The 20,246-nt window shown below is 41.1% G+C and carries 21 protein-coding genes; 10 read left to right on the top strand and 11 right to left on the bottom strand.

Annotation, left to right across the window (positions count from 1 at the left end; translation table 11 throughout):
• Positions 1-26 precede the first annotated feature (26 nt).
• From R1T16_RS11670 to pruA, 3 genes are all read left to right on the top strand, one after another.
• A complete protein-coding gene (locus R1T16_RS11670; RefSeq protein ID WP_317501285.1) occupies positions 27-1,295 on the top strand; it encodes a DUF5103 domain-containing protein in 1,269 nt (422 codons plus the stop codon).
• 114 nt (positions 1,296-1,409) lie between these two features.
• Complete coding sequence (gene apaG / locus R1T16_RS11665) at positions 1,410-1,796, top strand: Co2+/Mg2+ efflux protein ApaG (RefSeq protein WP_317501284.1); 387 nt, start codon at positions 1,410-1,412, stop codon at positions 1,794-1,796.
• Between the two features lie 111 nt (positions 1,797-1,907).
• The gene (gene pruA / locus R1T16_RS11660; protein ID WP_317501283.1) at positions 1,908-3,533 is read left to right on the top strand and encodes an L-glutamate gamma-semialdehyde dehydrogenase; all 1,626 of its coding nucleotides are present in this window, start codon (positions 1,908-1,910) and stop codon (positions 3,531-3,533) included.
• Positions 3,534-3,625: 92 nt separating this feature from the next.
• Here pruA and R1T16_RS11655 read toward each other — a convergent pair whose 3' ends face one another.
• From R1T16_RS11655 to rsmG, 3 genes are all read right to left on the bottom strand, one after another.
• Positions 3,626-4,363 carry an SDR family oxidoreductase gene (locus R1T16_RS11655; RefSeq protein ID WP_317501282.1) on the bottom strand — a complete coding sequence of 246 codons (738 nt, stop codon included), beginning with the start codon at positions 4,361-4,363 and terminating at the stop codon, positions 3,626-3,628.
• A 76-nt stretch (positions 4,364-4,439) separates the two neighbouring features.
• Entirely contained in the window at positions 4,440-5,330 is an 891-nt protein-coding gene (locus R1T16_RS11650) for an AraC family transcriptional regulator (protein WP_317501281.1), read from the bottom strand.
• Between the two features lie 75 nt (positions 5,331-5,405).
• The gene (rsmG, locus tag R1T16_RS11645) at positions 5,406-6,035 is read right to left on the bottom strand and encodes a 16S rRNA (guanine(527)-N(7))-methyltransferase RsmG (protein WP_317501280.1); all 630 of its coding nucleotides are present in this window, start codon (positions 6,033-6,035) and stop codon (positions 5,406-5,408) included.
• Positions 6,036-6,146: 111 nt separating this feature from the next.
• Between rsmG and R1T16_RS11640 the strand changes: the two genes are divergently transcribed.
• Genes R1T16_RS11640 through purT form a run of 4 tightly spaced genes read left to right on the top strand, consistent with a single transcriptional unit; the run spans position 6,147 to position 10,227 of the window.
• A complete protein-coding gene (locus R1T16_RS11640; protein ID WP_317501279.1) occupies positions 6,147-7,241 on the top strand; it encodes an acyl-CoA desaturase in 1,095 nt (364 codons plus the stop codon).
• Between the two features lie 35 nt (positions 7,242-7,276).
• On the top strand, positions 7,277-8,461 hold the full coding sequence (locus tag R1T16_RS11635; protein WP_317501278.1) for a pyridoxal phosphate-dependent aminotransferase: 1,185 nt from the start codon (positions 7,277-7,279) through the stop codon (positions 8,459-8,461).
• A gap of 49 nt (positions 8,462-8,510) precedes the next feature.
• On the top strand, positions 8,511-9,014 hold the full coding sequence (locus R1T16_RS11630) for a hypothetical protein (RefSeq protein ID WP_317501277.1): 504 nt from the start codon (positions 8,511-8,513) through the stop codon (positions 9,012-9,014).
• Between the two features lie 46 nt (positions 9,015-9,060).
• Positions 9,061-10,227, top strand: coding sequence for a formate-dependent phosphoribosylglycinamide formyltransferase (gene purT, locus R1T16_RS11625; RefSeq protein ID WP_317501276.1), 1,167 nt, complete (start codon positions 9,061-9,063; stop codon positions 10,225-10,227).
• 67 nt (positions 10,228-10,294) lie between these two features.
• Here purT and galE read toward each other — a convergent pair whose 3' ends face one another.
• Both galE and R1T16_RS11615 read right to left on the bottom strand, forming a co-directional pair.
• On the bottom strand, positions 10,295-11,308 hold the full coding sequence (gene galE / locus R1T16_RS11620) for a UDP-glucose 4-epimerase GalE (protein WP_317501275.1): 1,014 nt from the start codon (positions 11,306-11,308) through the stop codon (positions 10,295-10,297).
• Positions 11,309-11,385: 77 nt separating this feature from the next.
• Positions 11,386-12,516, bottom strand: coding sequence for a DegT/DnrJ/EryC1/StrS family aminotransferase (locus R1T16_RS11615; protein WP_317501274.1), 1,131 nt, complete (start codon positions 12,514-12,516; stop codon positions 11,386-11,388).
• 100 nt (positions 12,517-12,616) lie between these two features.
• On the opposite strand from R1T16_RS11615, the gene R1T16_RS11610 reads away from it, so the two are divergent.
• On the top strand, positions 12,617-13,846 hold the full coding sequence (locus R1T16_RS11610) for a 3-deoxy-D-manno-octulosonic acid transferase (RefSeq protein ID WP_317501273.1): 1,230 nt from the start codon (positions 12,617-12,619) through the stop codon (positions 13,844-13,846).
• Positions 13,846-14,295 carry a GNAT family N-acetyltransferase gene (locus R1T16_RS11605; protein WP_317501272.1) on the top strand — a complete coding sequence of 150 codons (450 nt, stop codon included), beginning with the start codon at positions 13,846-13,848 and terminating at the stop codon, positions 14,293-14,295. Before R1T16_RS11610 ends, R1T16_RS11605 begins: the two co-directional genes overlap by 1 nt.
• A 54-nt stretch (positions 14,296-14,349) precedes the next feature.
• On the opposite strand, the gene R1T16_RS11600 is transcribed toward R1T16_RS11605, so the two are convergent.
• Complete coding sequence (locus R1T16_RS11600) at positions 14,350-14,493, bottom strand: hypothetical protein (RefSeq protein ID WP_317501271.1); 144 nt, start codon at positions 14,491-14,493, stop codon at positions 14,350-14,352.
• Positions 14,494-14,767: 274 nt separating this feature from the next.
• Complete coding sequence (gene fabD, locus R1T16_RS11595; protein WP_317501270.1) at positions 14,768-15,652, bottom strand: ACP S-malonyltransferase; 885 nt, start codon at positions 15,650-15,652, stop codon at positions 14,768-14,770.
• A gap of 358 nt (positions 15,653-16,010) precedes the next feature.
• Here fabD and R1T16_RS11590 point away from each other — a divergent pair, with 358 nt between their 5' ends.
• Entirely contained in the window at positions 16,011-16,292 is a 282-nt protein-coding gene (locus R1T16_RS11590; RefSeq protein ID WP_317501269.1) for a hypothetical protein, read from the top strand.
• 63 nt (positions 16,293-16,355) lie between these two features.
• Here R1T16_RS11590 and R1T16_RS11585 read toward each other — a convergent pair whose 3' ends face one another.
• From R1T16_RS11585 to R1T16_RS11570, 4 genes are all read right to left on the bottom strand, one after another.
• Positions 16,356-17,300, bottom strand: a complete 945-nt coding sequence (locus R1T16_RS11585) for a bestrophin family protein (RefSeq protein WP_317501268.1) — start codon at positions 17,298-17,300, stop codon at positions 16,356-16,358.
• 33 nt (positions 17,301-17,333) lie between these two features.
• Entirely contained in the window at positions 17,334-18,059 is a 726-nt protein-coding gene (locus R1T16_RS11580) for a hypothetical protein (protein ID WP_317501267.1), read from the bottom strand.
• A 78-nt stretch (positions 18,060-18,137) separates the two neighbouring features.
• On the bottom strand, positions 18,138-19,535 hold the full coding sequence (locus tag R1T16_RS11575; RefSeq protein ID WP_317501266.1) for a HAMP domain-containing sensor histidine kinase: 1,398 nt from the start codon (positions 19,533-19,535) through the stop codon (positions 18,138-18,140).
• 1 nt (position 19,536) lies between these two features.
• Positions 19,537-20,211, bottom strand: coding sequence for a response regulator transcription factor (locus R1T16_RS11570; protein WP_317501265.1), 675 nt, complete (start codon positions 20,209-20,211; stop codon positions 19,537-19,539).
• Positions 20,212-20,246 lie beyond the last annotated feature (35 nt).

Below are 20,246 nucleotides of genomic sequence, written 5' to 3'. Positions count from 1 at the left end.
CGTTCACTAATAAAACCAAAAACACAATGAAGAGCGCAATTAAAAGGTGTATCGCCTTATCTCTTTTCTTATTTATATCAGTTAACCTTTCAGCACAGGTACAGCAGGAAATTGCGCCGCCTTACAACATCAAAACAGCTTCTTTCATCAAAGATGCTGCTAACGTATATCCGTTTTTTAGATTAGGCGAAAGCTTTGCTTTTGTTTTTGACGACCTGTTTGGCAATGAGGCCAACTATTATTACACAATAACACATTGCAATTACGACTGGACTCCGTCGTCCATGCTTACTGTAAACGATTATATACAGGGGTTTGACAACCAGAGGATTCAGGCTTACGAAAATTCTTTTAACACACTGCAGATCTATTCACGCTATACACTTACGTTTCCTAATAAATTTACCACACTGCTGCTTTCAGGAAATTATGTACTAAAAATACTTAACGACGATCGCGAAGTGGTTTTTACACGAAGGTTTGTGCTTTATGAAGAGCAGGTATCTGTACCCGTTCAGGTGAAGAGAGCAAGAAACATGGAGGTAATACAGGAAAAACAAAATCTTGACTTCTCTATCAAAAGTGCTTCGATACAATTTCAAAGCCCTTTGCAAAATGTAAAGGTGGCGCTTTTTCAAAACGGAAGATTTGACTCTGCCATTTACAATGTTAAACCACAATATACCATAGGCAACGATCTTATTTACAGGTATGACAAGGAAACGCAGTTTTGGGCCGGCAATGAATTTATGTATTTCGAAAACAAGGACATTAGGAATGCGGTGAACAATGTATTACGTATTACAGCCGGCGAAATCTACAACACCATATTATACCCTAACGCTGCCCGAAGGGGAAGCGCCTATACTTTTTACCCAGACGTAAATGGTAATTTCCAAACCAGGAATATCAACCTTAGCGTCACAAATCCAGGGCTTGAGTCAGACTACACATGGGTCTTCTTTTCGCTTAGCGCTCCATTATATTATGAAAAGAAAGACATCTATGTAGGCGGCATGTTTAACAACTACGCAAAAACACCGGAATACAAGATGGATTACAACGAAAAGACGGCCACTTACGAAAAGGCAGTAATGATAAAACAGGGCTTTAATAACTACCAGTATCTAATTGCCGACAAAAATGGCGTTGTAGATGGTGAGCACGCCATTGACGGTAACTTTTACCAGACTGAAAACGACTATACCGTTTTGGTATATTACAGGGAGAACGGACAGCGTTATGACAGGGTAATTGGCATTGGGCAGGCAAATTCAGAAAACATTATCAACTAAATTTCAATTAGTTAAATATTACTTACTATTAATTTAATGTTTAAAAGGTAGCCTGTAATTTAATAAATTTGTATTTTTGGGGCAGTATTTAGAACCCGTTTAAGAAGGTGAAGTATGGTAACACAGATAACACGAGGCATAAAAATATCGGTATCCACTAATTTTGAAGGCACTTACTTTAAAAATTACAGGATTCAGTTTGCATTCAGCTATGAGATAACCATAGAGAACCAAAGCAAAGATTCAGTACAGCTAAACACGCGCCATTGGGAGATATACGATTCTCTTAATGACATAGAGACCGTAGACGGCGAAGGTGTTATAGGTAAAAAACCAGTACTTAAACCGGGAGAGAAACACACCTACAGCTCAGGCTGCCTACTGGCATCTCCGTTTGGGGCTATGAGGGGTTACTTCAACATGATCAATTTTACCACAACGCGTACATTCAGGGTTATTGTACCCACTTTCAGGCTTAGTGCGCCATTTGCCGTAAACTAACATAATAGTCAATAGATTACCCTTTTTCCTGTATTATTTGCAAATACAGGATTAATAATTTATTGTACATTTGCACTACTTTAATTTAATCCTTTAAAATTATCTTATACTATGCCAAAAGGAATATATCTTGTACCAAAAGCTATTAACGAACCTGTTAAAAGCTATGCTCCCGGATCTAAAGAAAGAGAGCAGGTACTTGCCGCTTTTAAAGAATTGTATAATGCCAGCACAGATGTGCCTTTATACATAGGAAGCGAAGAAATACGCACAGGAAAAACAAGAACAATAAACCCTCCATTTGACCATAAAAAAGTAGTAGGTACTTTTCACGATGCCGAAAAAGAGCACGTAGAAAAAGCTATCGCTGCTGCGCTTGCTGCTAAAAAGAAATGGGCTGCACTGGCGTGGGAACACAGGGCTTCTATATTCCTTAAAGCTGCCGATCTTTTAGCAGGTCCTTACCGCGCTAAAATTAATGCTGCTACAATGATAGGCCAGGCTAAAACCGTTCATCAGGCAGAAATTGATTCGGCTTGTGAATTCATTGACTTTTTACGTTACAACGTAGAGTTCATGACAAGGATTTATGCTGAACAGCCTGCATCGTCTGAAGGTATCTGGAACAGGATGGAACACCGCCCACTTGAAGGATTTGTGTACGCAATCACTCCATTTAACTTTACTGCTATTGCCGGTAACCTACCTGCTTCTCCTGCCCTTATGGGTAACGTGGTGGTTTGGAAACCAAGCGCAACGCAAATGCTTAGTGCAAATGTTATCATGGAAGTATTTAAACTTGCAGGATTACCTGATGGTGTGATCAATATGATCAACGGCAGCGCAGGCATGATTACAGATACTCTTATTGCAAGCCCTGATTTTGCAGGTATCCACTTTACAGGATCTACAGGTGTATTTAACGACATTTGGGCAAACATTGGCAAAAACATAAGCAAATACAAAACCTACCCAAGGATAGTAGGCGAGACAGGAGGTAAAGATTTCGTTCTTGCCCACCCGTCATCTATTCCTGCACAGGTTGCCACTGCCCTATCAAGGGGTGCTTTTGAATACCAGGGACAAAAATGTTCTGCTGCTTCAAGAGCTTATATACCGCAGTCTATCTGGCCTGCCGTAAAAGAACACCTTGCAAAAGACCTTGCTTCTTTTAAAATGGGCTCTCCGGAAGATACTACCAACTTTGTATCTGCAGTAATTACCGAGGGTTCTTTTGACAAGCTTGCTGCTGCTATCGATGCTGCTAAAGCCGCTCCGGATGCAGAAGTAGTTATCGGTGGAACGTATGACAAATCTGTGGGTTGGTTTATAGAGCCTACTGTTATTGTTACTACAAACCCTAAGTATGACACTATGTCTACAGAGCTTTTTGGCCCTGTACTTACAATATATGTTTATGAAGATGCAAAATGGACGGAGACTCTTCAGCTTGTAGACGAAACTTCGCCTTATGCACTTACTGGCGCTGTATTTAGCCAGGACCGTTATGCTATAGAGGAAGCTGCTAAAGCACTTGAAAATGCTGCGGGTAACTTCTACATCAATGATAAACCTACAGGTGCTGTCGTAGGCCAGCAGCCATTTGGCGGTGCAAGGGCATCAGGCACAAACGACAAAGCAGGTTCTATACTGAACTTACTTCGCTGGGTATCGCCAAGAACAATCAAAGAAACTTTAGTTCCGCCAACAGATTACAGGTATCCTTCCTTAGGATAATCTAAATAACAAAATCCTTTCCCGTTAAAACAGGAAAGGATTTTTTTTAGCTCAATTTGTAGAAAATGATTTAATACTACTACAATCCTGTTTTACCACGGAATATATCCCGTTTCAGGATTCGATTCCTCGCTGAAGAATTTCCCTGTTGGCCCATCGGCATCAATAAGTGCGTATTTTGCCACGCGTGAAGCGGCATCTTCAACCCTGCCCGGACCATTATGGTGATTAAAATCGGTTTTGGTATAACCGGGATCAACGGCATTAACTTTAAAAGGAGTTTCGCGTAGCTCATACGCCAGTTTTATGGTGTACATATTGAGCGCGGCTTTAGAAGAGTTGTACACACCGCCATTCATATTGTAATATATCCAGGTTGGGTCGGCGCTAAGGGTAAGCGACCCGAGTCCCGAGGTAACGTTTACTATTCTTGGTTCGGCAGATTTGCGAAGCAGGCTCACAAAAGCCTGCGTAACACGAACTACTCCAAATACATTTGTATCATATACCGACTGAAACATTTCTATAGGTGCTTCAAGCGGAGTTTGTGGGAGCCCGCCGCTTATACCCGCATTGTTTATAAGTACGTCAAGCACATCGGTCTTTTTACCTACTGTTTCGCGTGCTGAAGCTACTGAAGCATCATCGGTAACATCCAGTTGAACGGCTTCTACGTTTTCAAAGCCTTCAGCTTTAAGTTCATTGACGGCGTCTTGTCCGTTTTCTAAGGTACGGCTACCAATAAATACATGAAATCCTTGTTGCAGCAGTAAGCGCGCCGTGTGAAACCCAATGCTTTTATTTGCGCCTGTAATAAGTGCTGTTTTCATATTAAAATGCTGTTTATAAATTATAAAAGCAAAATTATATGGAAGCGACTTTAGAGAGATTGCACTCCGTCAGGGATTAATGGTACATTTCGCGGATTGAAGACCTGTACTCTGCCGGGGTAGCAGATGTAAGCCTTTTAAAGAAGCGGTTAAAGTAAGAAGCATCCTCAAAACCTAATTGAAACGCAATCTCTTTTACAGATGTTTGAGTATGAAATAAAAGTCTTTTTGCTTCCAGCAGCAAACGTTCGTGGATGTGCTGCATAGCAGTCTTTCCGCTTTGAACTTTTATAAGTTCACTAAAATGACCGGCGGAAAGGTTTACCATTGCGGCATACCCTGCCACATCGTGTATAGTGTTGAAATTTTCGGTAATAAGGCTTTGGAATCTCTTTAGCAATTCACGGTTTTCATGCAAATTATTGTCCGCAAACCGTTCTGTATATATCCTGCTTAAATATATAAGCATTACCTGCAGGTAAGCCGAAAGCATGCTGTTGCGCCATCCGTTTTCGTGCTTGTACTCTGCAATAAGCTTATCAATAACATCATTTAAATACGTAATATCTTCATCTGACAACACTAGTTCATGCTCATTCTGCAAATTCTGTATTATCGGCAATTTGCGAAGCATCCTGTTTTCCTCAATTTCTAAAAATTCATCGGTAAAACAAATGGCCACCACATCGCTATATGAATTTTCCTCTTTGAGTACTATATGCTGCGGCGATGAAAAATAAAAAGCGTTAGGCTTTACGGTAAAAGGCACCATATCTACCCAATGCCTGCTATTACCTTCCCTTACTAATATCAACTTGTAAAAGTTGTTGCGGTGCGGCACAAAAAAGTAATCCTTCTGGTGGCTTGTAAGCCCAACACACTTGGCAATTTCAAAATACTTTTCACCATAATGGCCGCCCTCTTCAAGAGTATAGACGGGAATATTAGATTCGGTAAGTGTCTGCATTGTACAAAGCTAATAATTTTTAAGTCAGTATAATTTGTTTTGAAGCAGGGAGCGAAAACAATTATCAAAGCCAAATCACACTTTGTATTTCATGGCAAGATGCACAACCTTCTTGGTTTCAAAGAATTCGTCTTCGAAAAAGTCCGACAGGTTATATGTAGTAACTTTTTGAAAAACAGAAAGCTCTTCAGTAAGATCTCCTCCTTTAAGATACAGTATCCCATTTGGCAGGTCGTGGTTCTGGTCTTTTTTTACTTTACCTCTTACCCATTTTACAAAGTCTGGCATATTAGTAACGGCACGGCTTACAATAAAGTCGAATTCTTTGTTTACTGTTTCTGCACGTTTTTGTTCGGCCTTCATATTTTTAAGCCCAAGGCCGTTAGCCACTTCCTGCACAACCTTTATCTTCTTGGCAATGATATCTATTAAGTAAAATTTAGTTTCAGGATATAGTATAGCAAGCGGGATTCCCGGAAAACCTCCTCCGGTACCTACGTCCATAACGCTGGCGCCCGGCCTGAAATCCATTACCTTTGCAATACCCAGCGAATGTAACACGTGTCTTGTGTAGAGCTCGTCTATATCCTTTCTCGAAATCACATTTATTTTAGCATTCCACTCTTTGTATAATTCTTCCAGTCTTGTAAATTGATCAATCTGAACCTCAGTAAGGTTAGGAAAATGCTTAAGTATCTCCTGCATCTTTTTAATTTTGAACAAAAGTAATCATTTTGGTGATGAAATTTTGCCTAATTTTTTGCGTTTACAACTTCATTAATGGTTACCTTTGAAACCCAAGACTATAAACCTGTTATGCAAATAAACCCACCTATATTTTCTAAAAACGACTCGGTAAAATTCTTTCGTACCCTTAACAAAAGGGTAAATGATTATTTTAAAGAGAACAACATAAAAAAGACAGGAAACTGGAAACTGCACCTTAAAGCTGTTATCATGTTTTCACTTTTGCTTACACCCTATTTTGTTATCCTTGCGCTCGATATGCCGTTATGGATCCAGCTTTTGCTGTCCGTAATTATGGGAATTGGCATGGCAGGAATCGGCATGAATGTTATGCACGATGGCAACCACGGTTCGTATTCAGACAAATCATGGCTTAACAAATTTATGGGCGGGAGCCTTTACCTTTTGGCCGGAAACGTAAACAATTGGCAGGTACAGCACAATGTGCTTCACCACACCTATACCAACATACACGGTCATGACGAAGATCTTGATGCTGGGCGTATAATCCGTTTTACTCAGGATGCAAAATGGATGAAAGTTCACAAATTTCAGCACTACTATTCTATTTTCCTTTACGGACTATTAACCTTCAACTGGGCGATAACTACAGATATCAAACAAATGAGGCGTTATATCAAAAGAGGCCTTTCGTATGGTAAATTCCAGAGCCCTGTAAAACAATGGACGGTATTAGTAATTACCAAGATAATTTATATCATGGTATGGATAGTGACCCCTATACTTTTAGGCATCACATGGTGGAAAGTACTTGTAGGCTTTTTTGTTATGCATTATGTAGCAGGGCTAATTTTAAGCGTGGTATTCCAATTGGCGCACGTAGTTGAAGAAACTGCCAACCCACTACCTGATGAAAATGGAGAGATGGAAAACACATGGGCAATACACCAGTTGTATACTACAGCTAACTTTGCTCCAAAAAACAGAATAATCAATTGGTTTACAGGTGGCCTTAACCACCAGATAGAACACCATATATTCCCAAATATCAGCCATATCCATTACGGCAATATTGCCAAGATCGTAAAAGAAACAGCAAAAGAACACAACCTGCCGTACCATGAGTTCAAGACCATGAGAGGCGCAGTAATTGCCCACTTCAGGCACCTAAAAGAACTGGGAATGAAACCTGCTTTGAATTAATTAAAAAAACATAACTCCAAAAAACATTCTATTCGATGAATCCGCTTTCAGACAGAATCAACAACTTATCTGTATCACAAACCCTTGCTATGGCTGCAAAAGCCCGCGAACTTAAAGCACAGGGAAAAGATATAATCAGCCTTAGCCTTGGCGAGCCTGATTTTAACACACCTGATTTCATTAAAGAAGCTGCCATAAAAGCCATACACGAAAACTACAGCACCTATAGCCCTGTAGACGGTTACGCTGAACTTAAAGACGCTATTGTGCGCAAGTTTAAAAGAGATAACAATCTTGATTACAAACCTGCAAACATTGTAGTTTCTACCGGGGCAAAACAATCACTTTACAATGTTTGCCAGGTAATGCTTAATCCAGGCGACGAATGCATCCTTCCTGCACCATACTGGGTAAGCTACTCAGAAATGGTTAAAATGGCAGAAGCTAATCCTGTTGAAGTGCCTACATCTGTAGAAAGTGATTTTAAAATAACACCTGAGCAGCTTGAAGCGGCGATTACGCCAAAAACCAAGCTTATCATGTTCAGTTCGCCATGTAACCCAAGCGGATCTGTTTATAATGAGGCAGAACTTACTGCTATTGCTAAAGTGCTTGAAAAATACCCTAACATCTACATCGTATCAGATGAGATTTATGAGCATATCAACTTCTCCGGAACTTTTTGCAGTATCGCAACAATCCCGGGAATGTTTGACAGGACCATTACTGTAAACGGTGTCGCAAAAGCATTTGCCATGACAGGATGGAGAATCGGATACATCGGTGCTCCTGAGTTCATCGCAAAAGCGTGTACAAAAATGCAGGGACAGGTAACAAGCGGTGCAAACAGTATTGCACAGCAAGCCACCATTACTGCCCTGGATGCAGATCCTTCTGTACTAAAAGAGATGGTTCAGGCTTTCCATAGCCGCAGGGACCTTGTTGTAGGATTACTAAAAGAAATTCCGGGTATCAAGATCAACACTCCGGAAGGTGCATTTTATGTATTCCCTGACGTTTCTTCATTCTTCGGAAAAACACTTAACGGTGTAGCCATCAAGAATGCTGACGATCTTTCAATGTACCTTTTAGAATATGCAAATGTAGCAACTGTAACGGGCGATGCCTTTGGTAACCCAGACTGCATTCGTTTCTCTTACGCTACAAGCGAAGACATCTTAACGGAAGCGCTACGACGAATAAAAGAAGCCTTAGCTTAAATATACCGAGTCCCGCCACAGAGCGGGACTTTTTTTATACTTTTGCTTCATGGAAACAGAAAAATCAGGCTCTTTATTTGCACTGCTTATTGGCCTCCCGATAGGTTTGGCAATGGGCACAATGGCGCTGTCGGCATCAAAATTTTATCCTTTCAGGTTTCTCCTGAAACTGGCCAGCTTTAAACTGTTCTGGAACCCGATGGTGTGGACTTTAATCGCCGCTGCCCTAGCCCTGATATTGTGGAAGACCGGCAAAATGATAGCTCCGGCCTTAGAAAAGAATGATGTTTTAAAAACGAGCTTCTTATTTACTTTCAAAGTTACCCTAAGGTTGTTCCTTTTTATTTGCGCCATTTACTTTATTGCTGTCATTACAGAATGGCTGCGCATTGGTGAAGCCGCATTTTTGGCTATCGTGCCCTACTCGCTTATTGCAATGATCATTTTCTTTTCTTTTACCGCAGCGGTTGTTACAATCACGGGCGGACTCGCAGTAGTTCAGCTGACAAAACTCAGACTGAAAACACCCCCAAAAACAAAGGAGCAAATCTAAAAGTTTGTAAATTAGCACTTTTAATTACATCAACTACAACTATACAATGCAGAAAAAAATAGTACTATTAGGATCAGGAGAACTTGGTAAAGAATTTGTAATTGCAGCACAACGCATAGGCCAGACGGTTATTGCCGTAGACAGTTATGCCGGCGCGCCGGCAATGCAGGTGGCAGACGGTTTTGAAGTAATCAATATGCTTGACGGCGACGCGCTTGATGCCATTATAGCAAAACACAATCCTGATTTTATAGTTCCTGAAATAGAAGCAATACGTACAGAGCGCTTTTACGATTACGAAAAACAAGGCATTAAGGTGGTACCATCGGCTAAGGCGGCCAACTTTACGATGAACCGTAAGGCCATCCGAGACCTTGCTGCAAAAGACCTTGGCCTTCGTACTGCCAATTACCGTTATGCTACATCGGGCGAAGAGCTTGCTGAGGCTGTTGCCGAAGTAGGCATGCCTTGCGTGGTTAAGCCATTGATGTCATCATCCGGTAAAGGGCAGTCTACCATTAAGACACAGGAAGATATAGAAAAAGCATGGAAATATGCTGTTGAAGGTTCGCGTGGCGATGTTGTAGAAGTTATTGTTGAGGCATTTGTAAATTTCAATTCTGAGATTACACTTCTTACCGTTACACAAAACAACAACCCTACCCTTTTTTGTGCACCTATAGGCCACAGGCAGGAGCGTGGCGACTACCAGGAAAGCTGGCAGCCTGCTAATGTAAATGATGCAGCCATTGCCGAAGCTCAGGATATGGCGCGCAAAGTAACCGAGGCCCTTGGCGGTGCAGGTATCTTTGGTGTAGAGTTTTTCCTGACAGATGAAGGTGTTTACTTCTCAGAACTTTCTCCGCGTCCGCACGACACAGGAATGGTAACGCTTGCGGGAACACAAAATTTTAATGAATTTGAATTGCACCTGCGTGCGATACTCAGCCTGCCAATTGCAGAGATCACTTTAGAGAGAGCCGGAGCGAGTGCTGTTATGCTGGCTTCAGAAAACAGCGACAACCCAACCTTTACCGGTGTAGAACAGATTGCTGTGCTACCTAAAACCGATTTCAGGCTTTTTGGCAAGCCAACATCAAGACCATACCGACGTATGGGAGTAGCATTGGTTAGCGATGCTGTAGATACTCCGGTTGAAGGTATTGTTGAGAAAGCAAAAGCAGCTGCTGCGTTGGTTAAGATACACGCTTAACCTGACAGAACATATAACAAAAAAACCTAAGCAATGCTTAGGTTCTTTTATGCGTTGAAACTTTGTCTTAGCTTCGTATTTTCTGCTCCCATTTCCAGGCAGATGCAAGTGCTTCGTCAAGCGAAAGCTCTGCTTTCCATCCCAAAACGTTGTTTGCTTTATTTGTATCCGCGTAAGCCTCCGTAATATCGCCTGCACGTTTGTCTACGATCTTGTAGTTTAGTTTTTGCCCGCTTACTTTTTCAAAAGCGTTAATCACTTCAAGTACAGAGCTGCCTTTTCCTGTGCCCAGGTTGAATATCTCAACTTTATCGGCGTTGTCTTTATTCACAAGGCGCTTAAGGGCTTTAACGTGTGCTTTGGCAAGATCTACCACGTGAATATAATCACGTATGCAGGTACCGTCCGGTGTTGGGTAATCTTCGCCAAAAACCGATAGTTCTTTGCGTAAACCCATTGCAGTTTGTGTAATGAACGGCACTAGGTTTTGCGGAGTTCCTTTAGGAAGTTCGCCAATGTTAACCGACTCATGGGCGCCAATAGGATTAAAGTAGCGAAGCAATATAGAAGTTATGCCGCTTACCTTTGCTACGTCCTGAATTATCTCCTCACCAATCTGTTTTGTGTTCCCATAAGGAGACATCGCAGTTTGTATAGGTGCATCTTCTGTAATTGGCATTTTTTCTGCCTGTCCGTATACGGTACATGAAGAGCTGAATATAAAATGCCCTTCCGGTTTAGCCTGAAGTTCCTGCAAAAGGTATACTAAAGCGCCAATGTTGTTTTCATAATACAATAGCGGATTCTCTACGCTTTCGCCTACCGCCTTTGATGCCGCAAAGTGAATAATACCCGACACATCGCTGTATTTCTTAAAGAAATCTTTTACCGCTGCCTTTTCACGAAGGTCTATTTGTTCAAAATCAGGTTTTTTGCCTGTAATGGCAGTAATTCCGTCAAGCACTTCAAGAGAAGAGTTTGAAAGGTCGTCTATGACAACGACATCAAAGCCTTCGTTCTGAAGCTCTACAACGGTGTGCGAACCTATAAAGCCAAGGCCGCCTGTTACAAGAATTTTCATAAAATGTTTTTTGGATTGATTAAGTATTGGTTATATGATAATGGCTGCCGAATATACGGGCAGCCATCAATCTAATATTATTTAAGGAACTCCAAAACGCTGTCAGTAATAAATTTAATCTGCTCATCGTCAAGCTCTGTATGCATCGGTAAAGAGATCACTTCTTTCACCAATTGGTTGGTAACCGGGAAATCAGCTTCATTATAGCGAGAATCGGCGTATGCCTTTTGGCTGTGTAATGGTATCGGGTAATAAATAGCACAAGGAATACCTTTGTCTAGCAGGTGCTGCATAAGTCCGTCCCTGTCAGCATTAATTATACGTAATGTATATTGATGGAATACGTGGCTATCCCTGTCTCCTTTGATAACCGGAGTTACGATATTAGCGTGTCCTGCAAGGGCATCACTGTATTTTTGTGCGGCAGTCTGTCTTGCATCGTTATATGTATCAAGATTTGGCAGTTTTGCGTTAAGCACCGCCGCCTGAATACTATCCAGCCTTGAGTTAACACCTACAACATCGTGGTGATAACGCACATACATACCGTGATTTACGATACCCCTAAGTTTGTGTGCAAGTTCATCATCATTAGTAAAGATGGCACCGCCATCGCCATAACAGCCTAAGTTCTTAGACGGGAAGAATGATGTAGAAGCCACATGGCCTATAACACCTGCTTTTTTCTTAGAACCGTTGGCATATTTATAGTTAGCACCTATGGCCTGTGCATTATCTTCAATTACATAAAGGTTATGTTCGGCAGCAAGCGCCATGATCTCCTCCATATCGGCCGACTGGCCAAAAAGATGTACAGGAACTATCGCTTTTGTTTTAGGAGTAATCGCTTTTTTTACAGCATCGATAGAAATATTAAAAGTATCCGGCTCAACATCTACCAGTACCGGAGTAAGCTGAAGCAAAGCGATAACCTCTACTGTAGCGGCAAAAGTAAAATCGGCAGTAATAACTTCATCACCCGGTTTAAGGTCAAGGCCCATCATAGCGATCTGAAGGGCATCGGTACCATTAGCGCATGGTATCACATGTTTTGCATTAAGGTAAGTTTCAAGGTTTTTCTGGAAGCTGTGCACCTGAGGGCCATTAATATAGGCTGTTGTATCAAGCACTTCCTGTATAGAAGCATTAACTGTATCTTTAATCTGGTCGTACTGACTTTTCAGGTCAACCATTTGGATTTTTTTCATGTTTGTGAAATTATTAATCAACGCAAAACTACTAATTTAATGACTGCCTGCCAATGAAAATAGTATAAAGTATGTAATTTAGCGACTCAATTTTAAGCCTATGTTTTTTCTCTACAATATCCTTGTTACAATCGCCAAATATACCCTGAATATCGTGGCGCTTTTCAGCCCCAAGATGAAACTTTTTGTGGAGGGCAGAAAGTCTGTCTTTACCACTTTGGAACAAAAACTACAACCTGATGATAAGACCATCTGGTTTCACGCCGCCTCGCTTGGCGAATATGAACAAGGGCTTCCTGTTATGGAAAAAGTAAGGGCGGCGCAACCCGAACATAAGATCGTACTAACGTTCTTCTCGCCATCAGGGTATGAAGTACGTAAAAACGCAACAACAGCCGACGTTATTGTTTACCTGCCTATGGATACACTGGCAAATGCCGAAAAGTTTCTTTCTATAGTAAAGCCCGAAAAAGTATTCTTCATTAAATACGAATTCTGGCCTAACTACCTTACCCAACTTAAAAAGACACAGGCGCAGGTTTATCTTATTTCAGGCTTTTTCAGGAAAGACCAGGTTTTCTTTAAGTGGTATGGCGGTTTTTACAGAAAGGCGCTTAAAGCATTCAATCACTTTTTTGTACAGTATGAAAGTTCTAAAACATTGCTGCAAAGTATAGGTTTTAACAATGTAACCATAAGCGGCGATACACGCTATGACCGTGTAAGCGAAATATTGAAACGCGACAACAGCCTTCCTTTTGTTGAAGAATTTATAGATGGCAAAACAGCTGTGGTCTTTGGCAGCTCCTGGCCTAAGGATGAAGCTATGTTTACCGGCTTTATTAATAGCGCGGCAAACGCCAAATTTATAATCGCGCCACATACCACAGGCGAAGATCATATTGCTGCAATAAAAAACAGCCTGACAAAAAAGGTGGTTTTGTTCTCTGAAAAAGAAGGAAAAAACCTTGCCGATTATGATGTGCTTGTCATCAACACCGTAGGCATACTGACGAAAATTTACAGTTATGCCGATGTCGCGTATGTAGGCGGCGGCTTTGGTACCGCCGGGCTGCACAACATACTGGAACCTGCTGCTTTTGGCGTACCGATAATAATTGGCCCTAACCATACCAAATTTCCTGAAGCGGTGGCCTTGGTAAACATGGGTGGCTGCATTGCGGTCAAAGACGAGAATGAGATGAACGACGCCCTATCTTCTCTTGTATACAACGATGATGTGCGCGAAGAAACAGGCCATATTGCAGGTACGTTTGTAAGCATGAACCGTGGCGCAGTAAATATCATCCTTAAAAACATAGAATACTAATGGAAGCTATTTTCAGGCCCATAGAAAGCAAGGATATCCCAATCGTGGTTGCCATGATGGAGGATTTTTATGCTATAGACAACTATCCGATCGACGCTAATGTATCTCGCGAATTGATGCTTGAATTCCTTGAAAATGAAAGTTTAGGCAGGGGATGGACAATTTTAAAAGAGAATGAACCTGTAGGCTATGTAATTATGACGTTTGTTTTTTCTTTTGAATACAGAGGAAGAATTGCCTTTCTGGATGAGCTTTTTATTTCGGCTGGCGCACGCGGACTCGGTTTTGGTAAGGCGGCGCTTGATTTTGTAGCCGGGCAGGCGAAGGCCTTATCCGTTAAGATAATTTACCTTGAAATAGAACGCCACAATAGCGCTGCCCAAAAGCTATATCTTGCTAAAGGTTATGAAATACACAACCGTGGGCTGATGAAGCTAGTGGTACAGTAAAAACGTCGTGCTTCTTCGTCATTGTAGGCAAACAGCAGTAACGCACGGCAATCTTTATTTTAAAGTAACATTGTCTATATTGCTGCCTTTGCTCAATTCACAGTTCTCCCTGTTCTCATTTGAAGCATTTACAAATATTGCTGCACCCGTTATTGCAAAGGCAACTATCGCGATAAGGAAAAAGATTTTGATTTTCATAACGATATGGTTTACAGTAAATATATAAAATAAAAATCCCCAAAACTTTTGCTTGGGGATTTTTTTATGAGTGTACACTATTACTTTTTAGATGGAAAAAATCTATAAAATAGTAGAGATTCTATATTCCATTGCATTTTATTCAGAATGATACATATCTTATATACTGATTCTATTTGTCATTTTGAAAATGGAAGAATATGAATCTTTAAAGATCGCTTCGTTCGTCGCGATGACATAACGTCGCGTTCTGAATACCGACCACCGTTAGCTCTTAACTTAAAACAGCCGCTGCTGTTTGTGCTTCAGGGGCAATTTTTTTAACCAGTCCCTGCAGTACGTTACCCGGACCAACTTCAGTAAATAAAGTAGCGCCATCAGCAACCATATTCTGTACCGACTGCGTCCATTTTACCGGAGCAGTTAGCTGTATGATAAGGTTTTGTTTAATCTCGTCAGGAGAAGTCACCGCACTTGCCGGTACATTTTGATATACAGGGCAAACAGGAGTGCTGAAAGTTGTTTTCTCAATGGCAGCAGCTAGCTCTTCGCGTGCAGGCTCCATCATAGGTGAGTGGAATGCACCACCTACAGGTAATATAAGCGCACGTTTAGCGCCAGCTTCCTTCATGGCAACACAAGCCTTTTCTACCGCAGTAGTTTCGCCAGATATTACAAGCTGCCCGGGGCAGTTATAGTTAGCAGGAACAACAACGCCATCAACTGTAGCGCAAACATCTTCTACCACCTTATCATCAAGGCCAAGAACAGCAGCCATAGTAGACGGCGTGATCTCACATGCTTTTTGCATGGCAAGAGCACGCTGCGAAACTAATTTAAGTCCGTCTTCAAAAGTAAGCGCTCCGGCAGCAACAAGTGCAGAGAACTCGCCTAAAGAATGTCCGGCAACCATTTCAGGTTTAAAATCTTCGCCAAGTGTTTTAGCCAATATTACTGAATGCAAAAACACAGCTGGCTGTGTTACTTTAGTTTCTTTAAGTTCTTCAGCGGTACCTTCAAACATGATGTCGGTAATGCGGAAACCAAGTATCTCATTGGCTTTTTCAAATAGTTCTTTCGCCTGGGCAGATTTTTCGTAAAGATCTTTACCCATGCCTGTAAACTGGGCACCCTGTCCCGGAAATACATATGCTTTCATACTGTTAGGTATTTGTTTCTGTTTTGTTTGAAGGGCAAAAGTAACATATTTTTCAGGAGCAGCAATATTTCGGGCGTTTTAGCTCTTATTGTGTTAAAAACCATATTTAACACTTTAATTAACATTTGGTTGTGTCGAACCGATTTTAAAAAGCTATACTTTTGGTAAACCTTATTAAAGCCCACAAGGGTTTTCCTAAAATATTTTTTTAATTAAATCCCTCTATTTACAGAGGGATTTTTTTTGTTAAAAATGTAATAAAGGGTTTACATTCAATTCCTGTAGATTTCTATATTTACTACTCCAAATTCATCTATTTATTCACCGCTGCATAACATGTGGCTTATTACATTTTACTATGCCTAAATTTGACAAATTTTCCCTTAAATGCACCTATTCGTGGACTGAGGCTGATAAAGCTAAAATTGAAGGTGACATTACCAATGATGATATTATTGACAGGAATAATGGCTACCAGGTGCTGGATCTTATCAACTATTTTTTTGAAATGTCTGGCTTTATGACCACTGATGCTTTTAACAGGCTGGAGCAGCTCATAAGAAAAGAACTGCCTGAAGATTTAAAAACCCGCAGGGAGATTAAGGCATGGCTGACAAAAAACTGGAACAAGAGATTATAAAAAATTAAAGACATAAAAAAAACGCCATTTGCATGGCGGCCCTTTCGTCAAAAAAAATTAGCCTTATAAAACAAAGTAACTATCATCTACAGGCTGAGGGCTTTTACCCTTCAGTTCTTCCTGTTCTGTTTCAAATTCGTTCCTGTATTCATTAACCATTTGCATCAGGTTCTTTTCTATGTTGGTAGAAATGGAAATCATAGGCGTATCTGTAGGTCTGTTCTCAAACGGGTCCTGTAAGTGTATCGCCATTTTTTCTATCAGGAAGCACGCTGCTGCAATGGTTGCGATAACCGGTATCTGCATCCAGCCTAAATAGTCGGTAAGCCCAAATGGCAACAGGAGGATAAAAAGAAACAGCGTAAAACGAATGTACATGCTGTAGGTCGTTGGAAAGATAGTATTCTTGATACGCTCACATTTACCCATAGAATCGCACAGCCTTGTAAGCGTGTTATCTATTTCTACTTGTTGATAGGTATTTATTTTTTTACCTGCCCTTGCTTTTTTAAGCTCTTTTGCATGCAGCATCAGTATAGCGTTAGGAACGTGCTTGTGGTTCTTCACAAAGCGAAGCTCTTCTTCGTTAAGCAATGTTCGTATTGGTTTTATAGGGTCTTTACCTCTTAAAAACTGCGCAAGGCTGTAACACCAAGCCGATTGCCTTTTTGCAAAGCGCTCTTTAAAATCGCTTGCCTCTACCGAAAAATCAGGGTCTTTATAAAATGCAATAATCTGTCGCATAAGGGAACGTGAATCATTTACTATAGCACCCCAAACCATTCGGGCTTCCCACCAGCGGTCGTACGCCTGATTGGATTTAAATGCCAAAAGCAATGAGATTATGGTACCAATGATAGTAGGCACAGCGATAGGTATATTGATAGATATGGCATGGTAAAAGTGGTGTATCACTTCAAAGCCAATCGTATAGGCTATAACAAGGGCAAGCTCAACCTTGATCTTGCCTATTACATATTTTAGGGGTATTCTTTTCTTTAAAAGCATAATTTGATAATTAAATTAATCGGTCGCATTCCATCAGGCCGTTATGGCATCTTCATATATAGACAGTACTGGTAATCCAAGGGATTCGTTTATAACTGCCTTCTTTTTCTTTTTACCCATCTTAGAATTTTTACGGGTTTCTATGAGCAGGTCAATATTGTTTTTAGAGATTGCTTCTGCAACCCCCGGGTCGGGCTCCTCGGGATAATGTGCGCTTACTGCAGCATGCCCTACGATCTTAAAGGTAAACTGGCTGTTTATGATTTGCTGTAACTCGGTTAAGCTCACTGCTGTTTCATCCCTCTCAACAAATAGTGCTTTATTAAGTTCCTGCAGTTCGCAGCCGGGTGTTAAATGCAGCATGGGTATTTTGCTATTAGAAAGCAATTCTAAAAAATAGCTGTGTATTTTTTTACCCTCCTGTTTATATGATGCCGGAATGATGATAATAGTTGTAGCCAAATATTCAAGCAAGTTTTTAAGCAGCGGTGCCGTAAGCCCAAACTGGTTATGAATTTCGAGCACACAGTTTAAAGAGTTGTCAATTGCCCCCCTGCATTCATTAAGTACAAGCATTTGCGCGGGAGTAGTAAGTGGCTTGGTTTTTCTGAGAAAATAAGATGCCGACTCAGTATCAGGAGCTTCGTTAAGTAATACTAATGTGATTACACACTTGGTGCCGGCAGCCTGATCTATGGCAGTTTTTACCGAAAAAAGTGTATCCTGCTGTAGTGTAGATGGTATGAGTATGTTTTTCATAATGTATAATCTTAGCGGCTATACACACAAAACAACAACTCCTATATTAGAGCGGGCTTAAAATAAAATTAGAAAATACTAAGATTTCACATTAGATTTTTTAATACCAGCCCTGTGAAAGATAATGTTCACGACTGTTCCCTTATCCGGCTCTGACTGAATTACCAGTTCGCCCCCATGCATCCTGATTATCTTCATGGCCAATGGAAGCCCTAAGCCATAACCTGTATAACGCGATGCCTTCTTACCCCTGAAGAAAGGCTCATAGAGATATGGAATATCTTCCGGAGGGATACCGATACCAATATCGGTAATTACGATTCTTATGTCTTTAGCATTTGCTGAAAATGAAACAAACACTTCTTCGTTATCAGAATATTTTACGCCATTAGAAATAATATTGCCTATGGCAAGCTCCAGCAGCGGCCTGTTGCAGGGCAGCATAAGCAGGGCTTCATCTTCAGGCACGTCGTTTAGCTTTATACTGATACGATTATCAGGATACAGGCGGTCAAGGTCGCACTTAACATCCAATAGCAGTTCGTCTATCCTGGTAATATCCTGAACTTGTTTAGTACCATCGTATCCTGTCTGTGTCAGTTTCAAAAGGCTTTCCGTAAGGTTACTAAGGCGGGAGGCCTGTTTATTTATGTTCTCTAAAGTAACAGCATACTCCTCAGGGTCACGTTCTTTAAGAAGCGCAATCTCGGTTTCGGCTAATATTGTGGTTATAGGTGTTTTAAGTTCGTGCGACGCATTATTGATAAAGTTCGCCTGAATCTCAAACGAGGTTTCCAGCCTGTCCAGCATATCGTTAAAGGTCTTAGTAAGATCGGTGATCTCGTCAGAATCATCTGTTCCCGGTAATGGCAGCCTGTTGTGCAGGTTTGAAGCACTAATGCGTTTTACCTCTTTAGTGATTCTTGACACTGGGTTAATAACCCTGCGCGCTAAAAATCGCCCAAAAAAGTAAGCGAGGATAATAAATGCTATTCCGCCAAAGAGCATTATGCGGGTAATATAAATGGTACTGGTGTTGCCCCGGCGGTCTTTTGCCGTAACGATAACCAGGTATTTAAGTCCGTTCTCTTCAAACACTTGCCCATAGTAGTAGCGGTGTTCATCCATCATGACCCACGATTTTCCGGTTGTCATGGCTTCTTCATAAAACTCATGCTGCAAATGCAGCTCTGTAGTATATTCAAACGAGTTTGCCCCATTTACCTTAAGCACAAAGTCGTGCTCATCTATAAGTTCTTCCAGTCCCTGTTCCTTAAGCCTGCGATAGTACCGCGCTTTCTCGGGGTCGTTCTGGTAATGTATGGAAGCGACAATTTTTGCCCTGTCCTGCAAACGCTTTAAGAAATAGTATTGGTTATTTTGCTTAAAAAGAAAAAACACTACGACGCACAGCAATAGAGTACTTATACCCGAAAGGGTAATGTAAGTAACAATGATCTTTTTTCTTATTTGCATATTATGGTTTTACAACATACCCCAGTCCTTTTATGGTGTGGATAAGTTTTGTGCTATAGGGCTTATCTATCTTTTTGCGCAGGTAGTTAATGTAAACATCTACCACGTTAGTATTCATGTCAAAATTAATATTCCATACATTGTCCAGTATCTTTTCCCTTGACAGAATTATACCCGAATTTTTAGCCAGGTAATACAACAGCTTAAATTCTTTTGCAGTAAGTGAAATGGTATCCTCTCCCCTTTTTACCGACTTAGCCAACCTGTCAATCTCCATGTCTTCTATGGTTATTATCTCAGGCGGGCGGTGCTCCTGCTGCGCACGGCGTGCCAGCGCGTTGATACGAGCTTCAAGTTCTGTAAACTTAAAGGGTTTAGCCATATAATCATCGGCACCGGCATTAAGCCCTGTAACTACGTTTTCGCTGCTATCAAGCGCGGTAAGCATAAGTATCGGAACAAAATTGCCTGCAGCACGCAGCCTTCGGCATATTTCAATACCGTTAATATCGGGCAGCATCACATCGAGAACCACGACATCAAAAGTATTAGACGCCAGCATAGACATGGCCGTAGTACCGTCAAGAGCGGCACTAACTTCATAATTCTTTTCGGTAAGGCCTTTCCTGAGAATGGACAACAAGTTAGGCTCGTCTTCTACAATTAGCAGCTTCATGTATTTTGATAAGGGATACTACAAAAATAGCAATT

Source organism: Flavobacterium sp. DG1-102-2, assembly GCF_033042555.1.
GTDB lineage: Bacteria > Bacteroidota > Bacteroidia > Flavobacteriales > Flavobacteriaceae > Flavobacterium.
This window is presented reverse-complemented; position numbering and strand designations above follow the sequence as displayed.